We start from the raw sequence: 15827 nt of genomic DNA, 5'->3' as shown, positions 1-15827 counted from the left end.
ACCTGATCCCATCCCGAACTCAGCAGTGAAACGATGCATCGCCGATGGTAGTGTGGGGTTTCCCCATGTGAGAGTAGGTCATCGTCAAGATTCATTTCGCAAAACCCCTATCTGCGCGAGCAGGTAGGGGTTTTGTCTTTTCTAGTGGCTGATAATTTCTGACAGGATAGGATCGAGGACGGGTCTCACGACGAGCTCAGACGCGCCTTTCCTCTGCAATCAATGCTAACTGCGCCTGTAACGCACCATCTCCCACATTTTCGGTCGGAACACTAGAATAGAGCCGACTTTCCTACCAGACCTCCCTATGCCTAACGTCGCCGACCCTGAAGCGCTGGCCGATCTGCCGCTGGATGACCTCGTGGCTTGTCATGAGTGCGACCTGCTATTACGCAGGCCCGTTTTGAAAAACGATGAGAAAGCCCTATGCCCGCGTTGCGGCTATGAGCTCTACGCGCATCGACACAATGTGGTCAATCGAAGTCTGGCATTGGTCCTGACCGCCCTGTTGCTCTACGTTCCGGCCAACTTCCTACCTATCATGCAGCTTCACCTGTTCGGCCAGACCTCCGACGACACCGTCTGGAGCGGCGTGCTAGGTCTGTATCATTCCGATATGCGAGGAGTCGCCGTGGTGGTGTTCCTCTGCAGCATGGCTATTCCGCTGCTCAAGCTGCTATGTCAGTTGCTGGTACTGTTGAGTATTCGCCTGAATATCGGTCGCAGTCATGGCCTGCTGGTCTATCGCATTTATCACCACCTGCGTGAGTGGGGCATGCTTGAGGTCTATTTCATGGGTGTACTGGTGGCGATCGTCAAACTGGTCGATCTTGCGCAATTGACGCTGGGCCTGGGGCTGTTTTGCTTTATCAGCCTGTTACTGGTCCAAGTGTGGCTCGAGGTGGTGATGTCCCCACATCAGATCTGGGTCGCGCTGTCGGGGGAGGACACCCATGCGGGCGATTGATGCCGGTATTCTGGTGTGCAACGAATGTCATGCGTTAAACCGTCAGCGTCATGGCCACGACTCGCAGGCTTGTAGCCGTTGTGGCGCTGTAGTGCATGCCCGGCGCCCTAATAGCATCGTCTACACCTGGGCTTTGCTCATCACGGCGATGATTCTCTACATTCCGGCCAATCTGCTGCCGATCATGACCGTCAGCACACTGGGCCAGGGCAGTCCGGACACCATCATGTCCGGAGTCATTACATTGATGAAGCATGGCATGTTGCCGATTGCCGCCGTGGTCTTCACCGCCAGTATTCTGGTGCCTACCTTCAAGCTGATCGGTATAGGGCTGTTGCTGTACTCGGTTCAGCGTCACCAGCCTCTTTCCGCACGGCAGCGGATTCTGATGTACCGGTTCATTGAGTTCATCGGTCGCTGGTCGATGCTGGATATCTTCGTCATCGCCATCTTGGTGGCCGTGGTGAAATTCGGCCGTATTGCCAGTGTCGAACCCAATCTCGGCGCCGTTGCTTTCGCTGCCGTAGTGATTTTGACGATGCTTGCTGCCTTAACCTTCGATCCCCGACTGATCTGGGACAACACGGAGTCGGATGACGACCATGAGTGATCTGCCAACGGCAAAAACCCGCCCAGCTTCCAATTGGTCGGCCATCTGGATCCTTCCCTTGATTGCGCTACTTATCGGCGGTTGGCTTGCCTGGCAGGCTTATCGTGAGGCGGGTGTGGAGATCCAGGTGCGCTTCGAAACGGGTGAGGGGATCGTCGCCAACAAGACTGAGGTCATCTTCAAAGGGATGTCGGTCGGTAAGGTCAAGTCATTGGTGCTGGATGCCGAAGGCAGCAATAAAGGCGTGATCGCGACCATCGAGATGAATAAGGCAGCCGAAGTACACCTGACCACAGGCACGCGCTTTTGGCTGGTCAAACCGAGCGTGAGCCTTGCTGGCATATCGGGACTCGAAACGCTGGTCTCCGGCAACTACATTGCAGTCGATCCGGGGCAGGGTGAGCCTACCAAGCGGTTCAAGGCCTTGGCCGAGGCGCCGCCGCTGTCCGATAAGGAGCCAGGCTTGCACCTGACCCTCAAGGCTGACCGTCTGGGGTCGCTGAACCGTGACAGTCCGGTGTTCTACAAACAGATTCAAGTCGGCAAGGTGAAGAGCTACAAACTGTCCGATGATCACGATACGGTCGAGATCAAGCTGTTCATCGAACCTGAATACGCGAACCTGGTGCGCAAACACACGCGCTTCTGGAATGCCAGCGGTATCAGCATCGACGCCAACCTGTCCGGCGTGAAGGTGCGCAGTGAGTCGCTGTCGAGCATCATCGCCGGCGGTATCGCCTTCGCCACGCCTGAGCATCGCAAGGACAGCCCGCCCACCGACCCGAATCTCCCGTTCCGGCTGTACGAGGATTTCGATGCTGCCCAAGCCGGTATCCGGGTCAAGGTGCACCTGACCGACTATGACGGTTTGCAGGCTGGCCGTACGCCTGTGATGTACAAGGGGATTCAGGTCGGCTCGATGAAGACCCTGAAGATCGACGACGACCTCACCGGTGCAATGGCAGAACTGACGCTCGATCCGCTGGCCGAGGACTACCTGGTCGAGGGTACGCAGTTCTGGGTGGTCAAACCGTCCATTTCCCTGGCCGGTATCACCGGTATCGAGGCGCTGGTCAAAGGTAACTACATCGCCATTCGGCCGGGCGAGAAAGGGGCGCGTCCGCAGCGCGAGTTTGAAGCCCGCCCCAAGGCGCCGCCACTCGATCTCAAGGCGCCCGGGCTGCACTTGGTGCTGTTCGCCGATACGCTAGGTTCGCTGGAAGTGGGCAGTCCGGTGACCTACCGCCAGGTCCGGGTCGGCAGCGTGCAGAGCTATCAGTTCGCTCGCAACAGCAAGCGTATTCTGATTGGCGTTCATATCGAGAAGGAGTACGCCAATCTGGTCAATGGTTCTACACGTTTCTGGAATGCCAGCGGCATCACGCTCACCGGCGGTCTATCGGGTATCAAGATCAAGAGTGAGTCGCTGCAAACGCTGATGGCTGGGGGTATCGCATTCGATACGCCGCAGCCAAACGTGCCTTTGAAACGCCATATTCCGCGCTTCCGTCTGCTGGAGAACGAGGAGGCCGCCAATCGAGCTGGCAGCCTGATTACCATTCGCGTGGATCGCGCCGATGGTCTGAAGCCCGGTACGCCGATCCGCTTCCGTGGTCTTGAAGTCGGCAGCCTCGAAAGCGTCGACCTCACTGCCGACCTGCAGGCTGTGCTGCTGCGTGCGCGGATTACCGAGTCGGCAGACCGTATCGCTCGTGTAGGGACTCAATTCTGGGTGGTGAAGCCGGCGCTCGGGCTCGTTCGCACCGAGAACCTGGATACCTTGGTCAGTGGGCAGTACCTGGAGGTGCAGCCTGCCTCGAACAATCGAGGGCCGCAGCGCGATTTCATCGCCTTGAGCGAGGCCCCTGAAGTGAAAGGTCCTGAACTTGGCCTGCCGCTGACACTCAGCGCACCGAGGCGCGGCTCCATCAAGCCTGGCGTACCGGTCACTTATCGAGAGGTGCAAGTAGGCAAGGTCACCGGCTATGAGCTGGGCCAGAGTGCCGATCGTGTGTTGATCCACATACTCATCGAGCCTCGTTATGCGGCCTTGGTGCGCGGCGGTAGTCGTTTCTGGAACAGCAGCGGCTTTGGTTTCGACTGGGGCCTGTTCAAGGGCGCCACAGTGCGTACCGAATCGTTGGAAACTCTCATTGACGGTGGTATCGCCTTCGCGACGCCAGACGGGGAGCAGATGGGCAATCCTGCACGTGCGCAGCAGACTTTCCCGCTGTTCGACAAGCCAGACGACGCCTGGTTAGTGTGGGCGCCCAAGATTCCGCTGGGCAAATAGAACAACTGCCGGGCTGCCAAGCGCAGCCCGTTCTTGTGAACGCACGTTGACTACAAGGCATGCTCAAATTTCAGGCAACAAAAAACCGACCCTAAGGTCGGTTTTTTTTGTTCAAGCGCGTCGCTTAGGCAGCTGCAGCTTCTTTCAGCGCCTTGATGTGGCCATTCAGACGGCCTTTGTGGCGAGCAGCCTTGTTCTTGTGGATGATGCCTTTGTCGGCCATACGGTCGATGACAGGCACAGCCAGAGTGTAGGCAGCTTGCGCTTTTTCGGCGTCTTTAGCGTCGATGGCCTTGACTACGTTCTTGATGTAGGTACGGACCATGGAACGCAGGCTGGCGTTGTGGCTGCGACGCTTCTCAGCCTGTTTTGCACGTTTCTTGGCGGAAGGTGTGTTGGCCACCGTCGAGCTCCTCGAAAGACTTTTGGGTAAATAGCAAACAAATAAGGCCGCGAATCATGCCGATGACTCGGACGGATGTCAAGGCCAGTTGCAAGGATCTGCCGAGTGGCATGCGAGCGCGGAAGGAGAGATTCCTTTCTGCGCAACGACCTGTAAACTCGGAAGTTTATTGCACCCCTGCAGAGAAGCGGGATTATCGCATACTCCAGCGCCATCTGGCAGCGCTCTCAAGTCTCAGGCGTAAAACTTTTCGATGAACCTGCTCAAATCCCTGGCTGCCGTCAGTTCGATCACCATGATTTCCCGGGTGCTCGGCTTTGTGCGCGACACCATACTGGCGCGCATTTTCGGCGCTGGCGTGGCCACCGACGCCTTCTTCATCGCCTTCAAACTGCCCAATCTGCTGCGACGTATTTTTGCCGAAGGCGCGTTTTCCCAAGCATTCGTGCCTATTCTGGCCGAGTACAAATCCCAACAAGGCGAGGAGGCGACGCGAACTTTCATCGCTTATGTCAGCGGCCTGCTGACATTGGTGCTGGCGTTGGTCACGGCACTGGGGATACTGGCTGCGCCCTGGGTGGTGTGGGTCACCGCGCCAGGTTTCGTCGACAGCACCGAGAAGTACGCGCTCACCACTGCGCTTCTGCGAGTGACCTTTCCTTATATATTGCTGATCTCGCTGTCGTCGCTGGTAGGGGCGATTCTCAACACCTGGAACCGCTTCACGGTACCGGCGTTCACGCCCACGCTGTTGAACGTGGCGATGATCGGCTTCGCCGTGTTCCTCACGCCTTACTTCGACCCGCCGATCATGGCGTTGGCCTGGGGTGTGCTGGCCGGCGGCCTTGCGCAGTTGCTTTACCAACTGCCCGCGTTGAAGAAAATCGGCATGCTCGTACTGCCGCGCCTGAATTTGCGCGATACAGGTGTATGGCGCGTGCTCAAGCAGATGCTGCCGGCAATCCTCGGGGTGTCGGTGAGCCAGATCTCGTTGATCATCAACACCATCTTCGCCTCGTTCCTGGTCGCCGGGTCGGTGTCCTGGATGTACTACGCCGACCGTCTCATGGAGTTACCCTCGGGGGTGCTGGGTGTAGCGCTGGGAACCATTCTGCTGCCTACGCTGGCCAAGACCTACGCCAATCGGGATCGTGAAGAGTATTCGCGAATTCTCGATTGGGGCCTGCGCCTGTGCTTCCTGCTGGTATTGCCCTGCACCCTGGCCCTGGCGATCCTCGCCGAACCCCTGACGGTAGCGCTGTTCCAGTATGGCAAGTTCACCGCGACCGATGCCGCGATGACCCAGAGAGCACTGATCGCCTACTCCGTGGGACTGCTGGCGATCATTCTGGTCAAGGTACTGGCTCCAGGCTTCTATGCCCAGCAGAACATTCGTACCCCGGTCAGGATCGCGGTCTTCACGCTGGTCTGCACCCAGTTGTTCAACCTGGCGCTGGTCGGCCCGCTGCAGCATGCGGGCCTGGCCCTGGCCATCAGTCTGGGCGCGTGCCTGAATGCCGGACTGCTGTTCTGGAAGCTGCGCAGCCATCAGTTGTTCCAGCCACAGCCTGGCTGGATGCTGTTCCTCGCCAAACTGGTGCTGGCGGTGACGCTGATGTCGGCGGTACTGTTGCTGGGCATGCACGTCATGCCGGCCTGGGAGCAGGGCAACATGCTCGCGCGCTTTCTGCGCCTGGGGGCTTTGATCTTTGCTGGCGTGGTGACTTACTTCGGCTGCCTGCTGCTGTGCGGCTTCCGGCCACGGCATTTTGCCCGCAAGGCGCTGCACTGAGACCCTCCGTCGCCCTGGCGTCGATTTTTCCAACTCCATGGCCCACCAAGTCGTTGCTGCCTGTCACCAGCGCCCTGGTGTGGTTATAATCGACCACTTTATGAGCAAGAAGCGCGTTATGCAGCTGGTTCGAGGTCTTCACAACCTGCGCCCCGAGTACCGGGGCTGTGTCGCCACCATTGGCAACTTCGACGGAGTGCACCGGGGCCACCAGGCCATCCTGGCGCGCCTGCGCGAGCGCGGACAAGCGCTCGGGCTGCCGACGTGCGTGGTGATCTTCGAGCCCCAGCCGCGCGAGTACTTCGCGCCGGATACTGCGCCGGCCCGCCTGGCGCGTCTGCGCGACAAGGTCGAGTTGCTGGCCGCCGAGGGCATCGACCGAGTGCTGTGCATGGCCTTCAACCAGCGCTTGAGCGAGCTGAGTGCCGAGCAGTTCGTCGAGACGATCCTGGTCGACGGCCTCGGTGTGCGTCATCTCGAAGTGGGCGACGATTTCCGCTTCGGCTGCGATCGCGCCGGCGACTTCGCCTTTCTGGTCGAGGCTGGCAAGCGCCATGGATTTACCGTCGAGGCCGCGCAAACCGTGGTTCAGGACGGTCTGCGGGTCAGCAGCACGCAAGTGCGCACGGCCTTGGCCAATGCTGACTTCGCCATGGCTGCGCACCTGCTGGGCCGTCCCTACACCATCAGCGGACGCGTCCTGCACGGCCAGAAACTGGCTCGCCAGCTGGGCACGCCGACCGCCAACGTCCAGCTCAAGCGTCGCCGCATACCGTTGTCCGGCGTGTACCTGACCAGCGCCGAGATCGACGGCAAGGTTTGGCCAGGCATCGCCAATATCGGGGTTCGACCCACCGTCGCCGGTGACGGCCGTCCCCACCTGGAGATTCATCTGCTGGATTACGCCGGCGACCTGTATGGCCGGCGCCTGACGGTGGAATTCCACCACAAGCTGCGCGAGGAGCAGCGATTCGCCTCCCTGGAGGCGCTGAAGTCGGCGATCGACGCGGACATCGCCGCCGCACGTGCCCACTGGCACGCTCAACCGCTAACCAAGAGCCTGAAATGACCGACTACAAAGCCACGCTTAACCTCCCGGACACCGCCTTCCCCATGAAGGCCGGCCTGCCTCAGCGCGAACCGCAGATCCTGCAGCGCTGGGACAGCATTGGCCTGTACCGGAAGTTGCGCGAGATTGGCAAGGACCGTCCGAAGTTCGTCCTGCACGACGGCCCGCCCTATGCCAACGGCAAGATCCACATCGGTCATGCACTGAACAAGATCCTGAAAGACATGATCGTGCGTTCGAAGACCCTGTCCGGCTTCGACGCGCCGTATGTTCCGGGCTGGGACTGCCACGGCCTGCCGATCGAGCACAAGATCGAGGTTACCCACGGCAAGCACCTGAGCCCCGACCAGACCCGCGAATTGTGCCGCGCCTACGCCGCCGAGCAGATCGAAGGGCAGAAGGCCGAATTCATTCGCCTGGGTGTGCTGGGCGACTGGGACAATCCCTACAAGACTATGGACTTCGCCAACGAAGCCGGTGAAATCCGTGCGCTGGCCGAGATGGTCAAGCAAGGGTTCGTGTTCAAGGGCCTCAAACCAGTGAACTGGTGCTTCGATTGCGGCTCGGCATTGGCTGAGGCCGAGGTCGAGTATGCGGACAAGAAGTCCCAGACGCTGGACGTCGCTTTCCCCATCAGCCCTTCCGACACCGGCAAGCTGGCGGCAGCGTTCGGCATGGACACGCTGCCCAAGCCTGCTTCCATCGTGATCTGGACCACTACTGCCTGGACGATTCCTGCCAACCAGGCGTTGAGTGTCCATGCCGATTTCAGCTACGCCTTGGTGGATGTGGGCGACCGCCTGCTCGTGCTGGCTGAGGAGCTGGTGGCTGCCTGTCTCGATCGTTACGGCCGTGAGGGTCAGATCATCGCGCGTACGCCAGGTGCGGCCCTGGAACTGATCAACTTCCGTCATCCCTTCTACGACCGTAACTCGCCGATCTATCTGGCCGACTACGTCGAGCTCAGCGCAGGCACTGGTATCGTCCATACTGCGCCGTCCTATGGTGAGGACGACTTCATCACCTGCAAGCGCTACGGCATGCAAAACGATGAAATTCTCACGCCTGTGCAAAGCAACGGCGTGTACGCGCCTTCACTGGAATTCTTCGGTGGCCAGTTCATCTGGAAGGCCAATCCGGCCATCGTCGAGAAGCTGCAGGAAGTCGACGCGCTGCTGCACACAGAAACCATCTCCCACAGCTACATGCATTGCTGGCGCCACAAGTCCCCGCTGATCTATCGCGCCACGGCGCAATGGTTCGTCGGCATGGACAAGCAGCCTGCCAGCGGTGAGAACCTGCGTGAGCGCGCGCTCAAGGCCATCGAGGACACCCAGTTCGTGCCGGCGTGGGGCCAGGCGCGCCTGCATGCGATGATCGCCACCCGTCCGGACTGGTGCATCTCGCGTCAACGCAACTGGGGCGTGCCAATCCCGTTCTTCCTCGACAAACAGACCGGTGAATTGCACCCGCGCACCGTCGAATTGATGGAGGCGGTAGCCAAACGCGTCGAGCAGCAGGGTATCGAGGCCTGGTTCAAGCTCGACGCTGCCGAGCTGCTGGGTGATGAGGCCGCGCAGTACGAGAAGATCGCCGACACCCTGGACGTCTGGTTCGACTCTGGCACCACTCATTGGCACGTGCTGCGCGGCTCGCATGACATCGGTCATGCCACGGGGCCTCGCGCCGACCTGTATCTGGAAGGCTCCGACCAGCACCGCGGCTGGTTCCATTCCTCGTTGCTCACCGGCTGCGCCATCGATGGTCATGCCCCCTACCGCGAGCTGCTGACCCACGGCTTCACCGTCGACGAGAACGGCCGCAAGATGTCCAAGTCGCTGGGCAACACCATCGAGCCTGAAAAGGTCAACAACTCCCTGGGCGCCGATATCCTGCGTCTTTGGGTGGCCGCGACCGACTACTCCGGCGAGATGGCCGTTTCCGAGCAGATCCTGCAGCGCAGCGCCGATGCCTACCGGCGCATCCGCAACACTGCACGCTTCCTGCTTTCCAACCTGTCCGGTTTCGACCCGGCCCGCGATCTGCTGCTGGCCGAAGACATGCTGGCGCTCGACCGCTGGGCGGTCGACCGCACGTTGCTGCTGCAACGCGAGCTGCAGGAGCACTACGGCGAGTATCGCTTCTGGAACGTCTATTCCAAGGTGCACAACTTCTGCGTGCAGGAGTTGGGCGGCTTCTACCTCGACATCATCAAGGACCGTCAGTACACCACTGGCGCCAACAGCGTCGCCCGCCGCTCCTGCCAGACCGCGCTGTACCACATCAGCGAGGCCTTGGTGCGCTGGATTGCGCCGATCCTGTCCTTCACCGCCGATGAGATCTGGCAGTACCTGCCCGGTGAGCGCAATGAATCGGTGATGCTCAACGAGTGGTATCAGGGCCTGACCGAGCTGCCGCAGGACAGTGAGTTGGACCGCGCGTACTGGGACCGCATCATGGCGGTCAAGGCGGCGGTCAACAAAGAGCTGGAGAACCAGCGCACGGCCAAGGTCATCGGCGGCAACCTGCAGGCCGAAGTGAGCCTGTTCGCTGAAGAGGGCCTGAGCGCCGACCTGGCCAAACTGGGCGATGAACTGCGCTTCGTGCTCATCACGTCGGCCGCCAGTTTGGCCCCATTCGCCCAGGCCCCGGCCGAGGCGGTGGCAACCGAGGTGGAGGGCCTGAAGCTCAAGGTGGTCAAGTCCGGTCACGCCAAGTGCGGTCGTTGCTGGCACTTCCGCGCCGATGTCGGCAGCCATCCGGAGCACCCGGAGATCTGCGGGCGTTGCGTCGACAACATCAGCGGCAAGGGCGAGGTGCGCCGCTATGCCTAATCCTGCCGCAGGGCGCTTCGGCCGGCTGGCCTGGCTGTGGCTGAGCTTGCTGGTCTTGGTCCTCGACCAGGCCACCAAGCTGTACTTCGACAACGCCCTGACCATGTACCAGCAGATCGTGGTGATTCCCGACTACTTCAGCTGGACGCTGGCCTACAACACAGGCGCGGCCTTCAGTTTCCTGGCCGATAGCTCGGGCTGGCAGCGCTGGCTGTTCGCGCTCATCGCGGTCGTGGTCAGCGCCGTGCTGGTGGTCTGGCTCAAGCGCCTGGGGCGCAACGAGACCTGGCTGGCTGTCGCGCTGGCCTTGGTACTGGGCGGCGCCATCGGCAACCTGTGGGACCGGGTAGTGCTTGGCCATGTGGTCGACTTCATCCTGGTCCACTGGCGCAATACGCACTATTTCCCCGCCTTCAACCTGGCCGACAGCGCAATTACGGTGGGTGCGGTGATGTTGGCGCTGGACATGTTCAAGAGCAAGAAGTCCGAGGAGGCCGTGCATGACTGACACCCGTATCGGCCAGAACACCGAAGTCACCCTGCACTTCGCGTTGCATCTGGAAAACGGCGACACTGTCGACAGTACGTTCGACAAGGCGCCGGCCACGTTCAAGGTAGGTGATGGCAACCTGTTGCCGGGCTTCGAGAATGCGCTGTTCGGCTTCAAGGCTGGCGACGAGCGCACCTTGAGCATTGCCCCGGAAAACGCCTTCGGTCAGCCGAATCCACAGAACGTCCAAGTGATGCCGCGTACGCAATTCGAAGGTATGGAACTGTCCGACGGTCTGCTGGTGATTTTCAACGATGCTGCCAACACCGAGCTTCCGGGCGTGGTCAAAGCCTTCGACGATAACCAGGTGACCATCGATTTCAACCATCCGCTGGCTGGCAAGACCTTGAGCTTCGAGGTCAAGATCCTCGACGTGAAGGCCCTGTGAGTCTGGAGCCGAGCATGCAAATCAAACTCGCCAACCCGCGCGGCTTTTGCGCGGGCGTTGACCGGGCGATCGAGATCGTCAACCGTGCGCTGGAAGTCTTCGGTCCGCCGATCTATGTGCGTCATGAAGTGGTGCACAACAAGTTCGTGGTGGAAGACCTGCGTAACCGTGGTGCGGTGTTCGTCGAAGAACTGGACCAGGTGCCAGACGATGTCATCGTCATCTTCAGCGCCCATGGCGTGTCCCAGGCTGTGCGTCAAGAAGCGGCGGGGCGCGGACTGAAGGTATTCGATGCCACTTGTCCGTTGGTGACCAAGGTGCACATCGAGGTGGCCAAGTACAGCCGTGATGGTCGTGAGTGCATTCTCATCGGCCATGCCGGGCACCCGGAAGTCGAAGGCACCATGGGTCAGTACGATGCCAGCAATGGCGGTGCGATCTACCTGGTCGAGGACGAGAAGGATGTCGCCACCTTGCAGGTGCGCGACCCGGAACATCTGGCGTTCGTCACCCAGACCACCTTGTCGATGGATGACACCAGTCGCGTCATCGACGCCCTACGAGCGCGCTTTCCGAACATCGGCGGGCCGCGCAAGGACGATATCTGCTATGCCACCCAGAATCGCCAGGATGCCGTCAAGCAACTGGCCGACGAGTGCGATGTGGTGCTGGTGGTCGGCAGCCCGAACAGTTCCAACTCCAATCGCCTGCGTGAGCTGGCCGAGCGCATGAGCACGCCAGCCTATCTGATCGACGGCGCCGAGGACCTGCAGCGCAGCTGGTTCGACGGTGTTCAGCGAATCGGCATCACCGCTGGTGCATCGGCGCCCGAAGTGCTGGTGCGTGGCGTGATCGATCAGCTCAGGGCCTGGGGCGCGAGTGGCGCGGAGGAACTCGATGGGCGCGAGGAGAACATCACCTTCTCCATGCCCAAAGAGCTGCGCGTGCGTTCTCTGATCTGATCAGGGCTCTGCGCAGCGGGGTGTCTGCATTGCCTCGCTGCGCACACTGACACGCCCGCTGGGCGCCAGTACCACACGGTGCTGGCTGAGGCCTCGAGCCTCTGTGCAGATCTGCAACGTTCCCCCGACGAAAGCGCCGTTGTCGCGCCTCGGTATCCCCAGGGCATCGAACCTCACTTCGGCCAGATTGGCGGCGATGCTCGACTGACGCTGCAATCGGTGTTCACGCACCACCTGCCCGCTGGCTTCCAGCACTGCGCGCCACCCCTGTCCCCACTCTTGCTCGATAGGTCGCACAACCATGGCCTGGCTGTGCAGCAGTGCCTGGCTGCGGGCGCTGCGCAGGCTCTGTGCCAACTCCCGTGCGACGGCAGCCTGATAGGCGCGTTCGCGCCAGTCGGCGTAGGCCGGCGCGCCGAGTTGTGTCAGAACACCGAGCAGGGCCAGGACGCCCAGCAGTTGCATCAGTGTTACTCCCTGTTGCCGCATCGTGCATTCCTCCCTGGAAGTGCTTCTCTGTAGCTTCGAGGTCTGGGGCCAGGAGGTCCAGTCGGCCGAACCGATCACGTCAGGCGGGAAATTTCGCAGGAGGCGAATGATGAAGCTCAGGGAGCAGGGCATGACCTTGCTGGAGGTGGTGGTGGCGGTACTGGTACTGGGGGTGGGGCTGTTCACCTCGGCGTCGCTGCAGATGCGCGCGCTGCACGCGGCGGAGGGCGCACGGCGTGATGCCCAGGTGGTGCACTTGGGGCAGAGCCTCATCGAGCAGACGCGTAGTGCCGGGCAGCTTCAGCCCCGCGCGTTGCATGACTGGCGAGCGCGCCTGGAGGCGCTGTTGGGGAGTTCCGGTCGGGGGCAGGCGGTGGTAGCGGGTCAGTGGCTGCGTCTGGAAACCTGCTGGCAGGATGCGCGCGGTGCCCAGCCTCAGACCATCCAGTTGCAGGGTTGGGTCTTGCCATGAGCGCCCGGCAGCGCGGCTTCGGGCTCATGGAGGCTCTGCTGGCACTGGCGTTGGGTTTGATGGTACTGGCCGCAGCGGGCCAGGTGCTGTTCTCGGGCCAGCAGTTGTGGCGTGTGCAAGGCGCTCTGGCGCGCCTGCAGGAGGATGCCATGCTGGTGCTGCAACGGCTGGCTCTGGACATTCGCATGACTGCAAGCTTTGGCTGCCTGTCCCCGGAGGCCGTCGAGTTCCACGATGCCAGCGCGCGGCAGGCGTTCGCCCACCCCTTGCACATCGAGCACCTCAGCGATGGCCGCCTGGCCAGGCTCAGTCTCGTCACGGCCGAGCTGTCCGATACGGCGGGCTCACCCGACTGGACCTTGCACACCGACTGCCTGGAATGGGCGCAAGTGCATGGAAAGCGTCACTCGCTCCCGGGTGCGCCGCTGTCGATTGGCTTGCGCCGCCATACCTATAGGCTCCAGGGCGGCAGCCTGATGCTTGCCAGCGGCGGATTCAATGCGTCGCTGATCGACAACGTGCGTGATTTCCGGGTGACGCGCGTTGAGGCCGCGCAGGGCACACGGCTCGATTTACAGCTGATCCTGGGCGACCTGGAGGGGCAGGTGGAGCGCACCTATGCCCTGAGTGTGGCCCTGCGCAATCGGTTGCCCCCGTCATGAGTCGTCAGCGAGGCATGGTGCTGCTGCTGGCGCTGATGTCGAGCCTGTTGCTTGGACTGTTCGCAACCTCGGCATTGCGAGAAGCCTTGTTGCAGTCCACGTTGGCGGGCAATGTGCTGGCGTCCGCCATTGCGCTGGAGCAGGCCGAGGCGAGTCTGCTGGCCGGAGCCCGGGCGCTTGCACAAACACCGGTGCAAGCGTGCAGTGCCTGTGCGCCGCCTGCGGATCCTCACAAGCTGATCGCTGATCAAGGAGATTGGCAAACCAGCGAGCATGGCTTCTTTCTCGTTCAGCATCTTGGCGTCACGACCCGCGCAGTGCATGTGCCGCAGGGTACGCCTGTGACGCTGTACCGTGTCACCGCCGTGAGTCGCGAGGTTCGTGCGCGTCAAGTGATCGAGGCGATCTATGCGCAGGACAGCGTCGAGGCCCACCCGCCACGGCGTCTCGTCTGGCGCCAGCGGTTCAGGGAGCGCAGCGATGCAGCGCGGCCTTAGCCTGATGGAGCTGTTGCTTGTGCTGGCGGTGCTCGGCATCCTGGCGGGCGTTGCCTATCCCAGCTACAGCGACTCCTTGCGGCGCGCAGCTCGCAGTGAGGTGGTCGGTCTGTTGCATGATGCCGCCCAGCGCCTGGAGTATCATCATGCGCGCACCGGCCAGTATGCCGACACCGACCCATTGCACACGACGCTGCCAGAAGGCAGCCGGTTCTATCGCCTGCACGCCTGGCGAGAGGCGGATCGCTATCGTTTGCTGGCCGTACGTCTGCCCGGTGGACTGATGGCCGATGATCGTTGCGGTGATTATCTTCTCGATCAGGCAGGCGTGCGCGACAACCCCGGTGCTCAGGACGCGACAGCGTGCTGGTGAGGCATTTTCCTTCAGGCAGTGGAACGACAGATGAGCAAGCGCGTAGTAATTGTCGGTGGTGGCGTGATCGGCCTGCTGACGGCCTACAACTTGGCGGCGAACGTCGAGCAGGTGGTGGTGTGCGATCAGGGGGCCGTGGGGCGAGAGTCGTCCTGGGCAGGAGGGGGAATCGTCTCGCCGTTGTACCCGTGGCGCTACAGCCCGGCAGTGACTGCGCTGGCGCACTGGTCGCAGGATTTCTATCCGCAGTTGGGCGACCATCTGTTCGCCCGTACGGGTATCGACCCGCAGGTTCACACCACTGGATTGTACTGGCTCGACCTGGAGGACCAGGATCAGGCCCTGGCCTGGGCCGCGCGTGAGCAGCGGCCGCTGAGTGAAGTGGCCATTTCGGCCGCTTATGCGGCGGTGTCGGCGCTGGGTCCTGGCTACGAGCGAGCCCTGTATATGCCTGGGGTGGCCAATGTGCGTAATCCCCGCTTGGTGAAGTCGCTGAAAGCAGCATTGCTGGCGCTGCCGAATGTGAGCTTGCGCGAACACTGCCAGATCAGCGGCTTTGTGCGCACGCACGAGCGGATCAGCGGTGTGGTCACGCAGGAGGGTGTGCTCAGTGCCGACGAGGTCGTGCTCTGCGCTGGCGCCTGGAGCGGCGACTTGTTGCGCACGCTGGGTCTGGCGCTGCCAGTGGAGCCGGTTAAAGGGCAGATGATCCTGTTCAAGTGCGCCGCCGATTTTCTGCCGAGTATGGTGCTGGCCAAAGGGCGGTATGCGATTCCGCGTCGGGATGGGCACATTCTGGTGGGCAGCACCCTGGAGCACGAAGGCTACGACAAGACCCCGACCGAGGTGGCGCTGAACAGCCTGCGGGCATCGGCGATCGAGTTGTTGCCGCAGTTGGCGCAGGCGCCAGTGGTGGCGCATTGGGCGGGACTGCGGCCTGGGTCGCCAGAAGGCGTTCCCTATATAGGACCGGTGCCGGGGCATGCAGGGCTATGGCTGAACTGTGGCCACTATCGCAATGGACTGGTGCTTGCCCCGGCCTCGTGCAAGCTGTTGGTCGACCTGATGAGCGGCGCCAGGCCGCTCATTGATCCTGCTCCCTATGCGCCAGCAGGACGGGTCGATTGAACGTTTCGTCAGCGCAATGGGGTCGATGACGATCGAGGTCAGCCTTGCCGACCAGGCCCCTGCTCCAGATGCGCCTGGCTGCAGTACCAGTCACTGCCCAGGCGCAGCGCCCGGTCGTTAGGCAGGTGCACGCCGCAGTGGGCGCAGCGCACCATGGTCAGGGGATCTTCGAGGCGTTGCTCTGGGCGCGATTGCTGGCTGATCTTGAATTTGCGCCACAGCCAGAACGCGGCGGCGATCAGGGCGATCCAGAAGAGTAGACGAACCATGGTGTCCAGCTTGTCGTGAATTGAAGAGGCCACAGTCTAGGCTGCGGCCATGAAAAAAGGGAGACCTGC

Annotated in this window: 17 protein-coding genes and 1 rRNA gene; 15 read left to right on the top strand and 3 right to left on the bottom strand. The window is 61.6% G+C overall.

Going from position 1 to position 15827, the window contains the following annotated elements; genetic code table 11:
- The 4 genes from rrf to Q7C30_RS04180 form a co-directional block, all read left to right on the top strand.
- Window positions 1-90 (top strand): 5S ribosomal RNA (gene rrf / locus Q7C30_RS04195); the annotation flags it as partial.
- Between the two features lie 217 nt (window positions 91-307).
- Entirely contained in the window at window positions 308-967 is a 660-nt protein-coding gene (locus Q7C30_RS04190; RefSeq protein ID WP_317870762.1) for a paraquat-inducible protein A, read from the top strand.
- A complete protein-coding gene (locus Q7C30_RS04185) occupies window positions 954-1577 on the top strand; it encodes a paraquat-inducible protein A (RefSeq protein ID WP_039575270.1) in 624 nt (207 codons plus the stop codon). Before Q7C30_RS04190 ends, Q7C30_RS04185 begins: the two co-directional genes overlap by 14 nt.
- Window positions 1570-3870, top strand: a complete 2301-nt coding sequence (locus Q7C30_RS04180) for an MlaD family protein (protein WP_029614578.1) — start codon at window positions 1570-1572, stop codon at window positions 3868-3870. Before Q7C30_RS04185 ends, Q7C30_RS04180 begins: the two co-directional genes overlap by 8 nt.
- Window positions 3871-3994: 124 nt before the next feature.
- Here Q7C30_RS04180 and rpsT read toward each other — a convergent pair whose 3' ends face one another.
- The gene (gene rpsT, locus Q7C30_RS04175; protein ID WP_029614579.1) at window positions 3995-4273 is read right to left on the bottom strand and encodes a 30S ribosomal protein S20; all 279 of its coding nucleotides are present in this window, start codon (window positions 4271-4273) and stop codon (window positions 3995-3997) included.
- 253 nt (window positions 4274-4526) lie between these two features.
- Between rpsT and murJ the strand changes: the two genes are divergently transcribed.
- From murJ to ispH, 6 genes are all read left to right on the top strand, one after another.
- A complete protein-coding gene (gene murJ, locus Q7C30_RS04170) occupies window positions 4527-6065 on the top strand; it encodes a murein biosynthesis integral membrane protein MurJ (protein ID WP_317870761.1) in 1539 nt (512 codons plus the stop codon).
- Between the two features lie 118 nt (window positions 6066-6183).
- Entirely contained in the window at window positions 6184-7134 is a 951-nt protein-coding gene (gene ribF / locus Q7C30_RS04165) for a bifunctional riboflavin kinase/FAD synthetase (RefSeq protein ID WP_317870760.1), read from the top strand.
- A complete protein-coding gene (gene ileS / locus Q7C30_RS04160) occupies window positions 7131-9968 on the top strand; it encodes an isoleucine--tRNA ligase (RefSeq protein WP_317870759.1) in 2838 nt (945 codons plus the stop codon). The genes ribF and ileS overlap by 4 nt, the downstream gene beginning before the upstream one ends.
- Window positions 9961-10476, top strand: coding sequence for a signal peptidase II (lspA, locus tag Q7C30_RS04155; protein WP_039575279.1), 516 nt, complete (start codon window positions 9961-9963; stop codon window positions 10474-10476). Before ileS ends, lspA begins: the two co-directional genes overlap by 8 nt.
- Window positions 10469-10906: a peptidylprolyl isomerase gene (locus Q7C30_RS04150; protein WP_029614581.1), complete on the top strand. Its 438-nt coding sequence runs from the start codon at window positions 10469-10471 to the stop codon at window positions 10904-10906. The genes lspA and Q7C30_RS04150 overlap by 8 nt, the downstream gene beginning before the upstream one ends.
- Window positions 10907-10920: 14 nt before the next feature.
- The gene (ispH, locus tag Q7C30_RS04145; RefSeq protein WP_295488044.1) at window positions 10921-11868 is read left to right on the top strand and encodes a 4-hydroxy-3-methylbut-2-enyl diphosphate reductase; all 948 of its coding nucleotides are present in this window, start codon (window positions 10921-10923) and stop codon (window positions 11866-11868) included.
- On the opposite strand, the gene Q7C30_RS04140 is transcribed toward ispH, so the two are convergent.
- Window positions 11869-12333, bottom strand: a complete 465-nt coding sequence (locus Q7C30_RS04140) for a GspH/FimT family protein (protein WP_317870758.1) — start codon at window positions 12331-12333, stop codon at window positions 11869-11871.
- Window positions 12334-12466: 133 nt separating this feature from the next.
- Here Q7C30_RS04140 and Q7C30_RS04135 point away from each other — a divergent pair, with 133 nt between their 5' ends.
- Genes Q7C30_RS04135 through thiO form a run of 5 tightly spaced genes read left to right on the top strand, consistent with a single transcriptional unit; the run spans window position 12467 to window position 15489 of the window.
- Window positions 12467-12829 (top strand): prepilin-type N-terminal cleavage/methylation domain-containing protein, encoded by a 363-nt coding sequence (locus Q7C30_RS04135; RefSeq protein ID WP_317870757.1) that lies wholly within the window; start codon window positions 12467-12469, stop codon window positions 12827-12829.
- Window positions 12826-13491 (top strand): prepilin-type N-terminal cleavage/methylation domain-containing protein, encoded by a 666-nt coding sequence (locus tag Q7C30_RS04130; protein WP_317870756.1) that lies wholly within the window; start codon window positions 12826-12828, stop codon window positions 13489-13491. Before Q7C30_RS04135 ends, Q7C30_RS04130 begins: the two co-directional genes overlap by 4 nt.
- A complete protein-coding gene (locus Q7C30_RS04125; RefSeq protein ID WP_317870755.1) occupies window positions 13488-13988 on the top strand; it encodes a hypothetical protein in 501 nt (166 codons plus the stop codon). Before Q7C30_RS04130 ends, Q7C30_RS04125 begins: the two co-directional genes overlap by 4 nt.
- Entirely contained in the window at window positions 13972-14361 is a 390-nt protein-coding gene (locus Q7C30_RS04120) for a type IV pilin protein (RefSeq protein ID WP_317870754.1), read from the top strand. Before Q7C30_RS04125 ends, Q7C30_RS04120 begins: the two co-directional genes overlap by 17 nt.
- Window positions 14362-14391: 30 nt before the next feature.
- Window positions 14392-15489 carry a glycine oxidase ThiO gene (gene thiO / locus Q7C30_RS04115; protein ID WP_317870753.1) on the top strand — a complete coding sequence of 366 codons (1098 nt, stop codon included), beginning with the start codon at window positions 14392-14394 and terminating at the stop codon, window positions 15487-15489.
- Window positions 15490-15527: 38 nt separating this feature from the next.
- On the opposite strand, the gene Q7C30_RS04110 is transcribed toward thiO, so the two are convergent.
- On the bottom strand, window positions 15528-15758 hold the full coding sequence (locus Q7C30_RS04110) for a PP0621 family protein (protein WP_029614584.1): 231 nt from the start codon (window positions 15756-15758) through the stop codon (window positions 15528-15530).
- Window positions 15759-15827 lie beyond the last annotated feature (69 nt).

It is taken from the genome of Pseudomonas sp. RAC1, assembly GCF_030658255.1.
Taxonomy (GTDB): Bacteria; Pseudomonadota; Gammaproteobacteria; order Pseudomonadales; family Pseudomonadaceae; genus Aquipseudomonas; species Aquipseudomonas boreofloridensis.
The sequence above is the reverse complement of the archived record's forward strand: the minus strand, read 5'-3'. Positions and strand labels throughout refer to the sequence as shown.

Coding starts and splice junctions, on each gene's coding strand:
- Q7C30_RS04190 (WP_317870762.1), top strand. CDS start 308: ATGCCTAACGTCGCCGACCCTGAAGCGCTGGCCGATCTGCCGCTGGAT.
- Q7C30_RS04185 (WP_039575270.1), top strand. CDS start 954: ATGCGGGCGATTGATGCCGGTATTCTGGTGTGCAACGAATGTCATGCG.
- Q7C30_RS04180 (WP_029614578.1), top strand. CDS start 1,570: ATGAGTGATCTGCCAACGGCAAAAACCCGCCCAGCTTCCAATTGGTCG.
- murJ (WP_317870761.1), top strand. CDS start 4,527: ATGAACCTGCTCAAATCCCTGGCTGCCGTCAGTTCGATCACCATGATT.
- ribF (WP_317870760.1), top strand. CDS start 6,184: ATGCAGCTGGTTCGAGGTCTTCACAACCTGCGCCCCGAGTACCGGGGC.
- ileS (WP_317870759.1), top strand. CDS start 7,131: ATGACCGACTACAAAGCCACGCTTAACCTCCCGGACACCGCCTTCCCC.
- lspA (WP_039575279.1), top strand. CDS start 9,961: ATGCCTAATCCTGCCGCAGGGCGCTTCGGCCGGCTGGCCTGGCTGTGG.
- Q7C30_RS04150 (WP_029614581.1), top strand. CDS start 10,469: ATGACTGACACCCGTATCGGCCAGAACACCGAAGTCACCCTGCACTTC.
- ispH (WP_295488044.1), top strand. CDS start 10,921: ATGCAAATCAAACTCGCCAACCCGCGCGGCTTTTGCGCGGGCGTTGAC.
- Q7C30_RS04140 (WP_317870758.1), bottom strand. CDS start 12,333: ATGCAACTGCTGGGCGTCCTGGCCCTGCTCGGTGTTCTGACACAACTC.
- Q7C30_RS04135 (WP_317870757.1), top strand. CDS start 12,467: ATGAAGCTCAGGGAGCAGGGCATGACCTTGCTGGAGGTGGTGGTGGCG.
- Q7C30_RS04130 (WP_317870756.1), top strand. CDS start 12,826: ATGAGCGCCCGGCAGCGCGGCTTCGGGCTCATGGAGGCTCTGCTGGCA.
- Q7C30_RS04125 (WP_317870755.1), top strand. CDS start 13,488: ATGAGTCGTCAGCGAGGCATGGTGCTGCTGCTGGCGCTGATGTCGAGC.
- Q7C30_RS04120 (WP_317870754.1), top strand. CDS start 13,972: ATGCAGCGCGGCCTTAGCCTGATGGAGCTGTTGCTTGTGCTGGCGGTG.
- thiO (WP_317870753.1), top strand. CDS start 14,392: ATGAGCAAGCGCGTAGTAATTGTCGGTGGTGGCGTGATCGGCCTGCTG.
- Q7C30_RS04110 (WP_029614584.1), bottom strand. CDS start 15,758: ATGGTTCGTCTACTCTTCTGGATCGCCCTGATCGCCGCCGCGTTCTGG.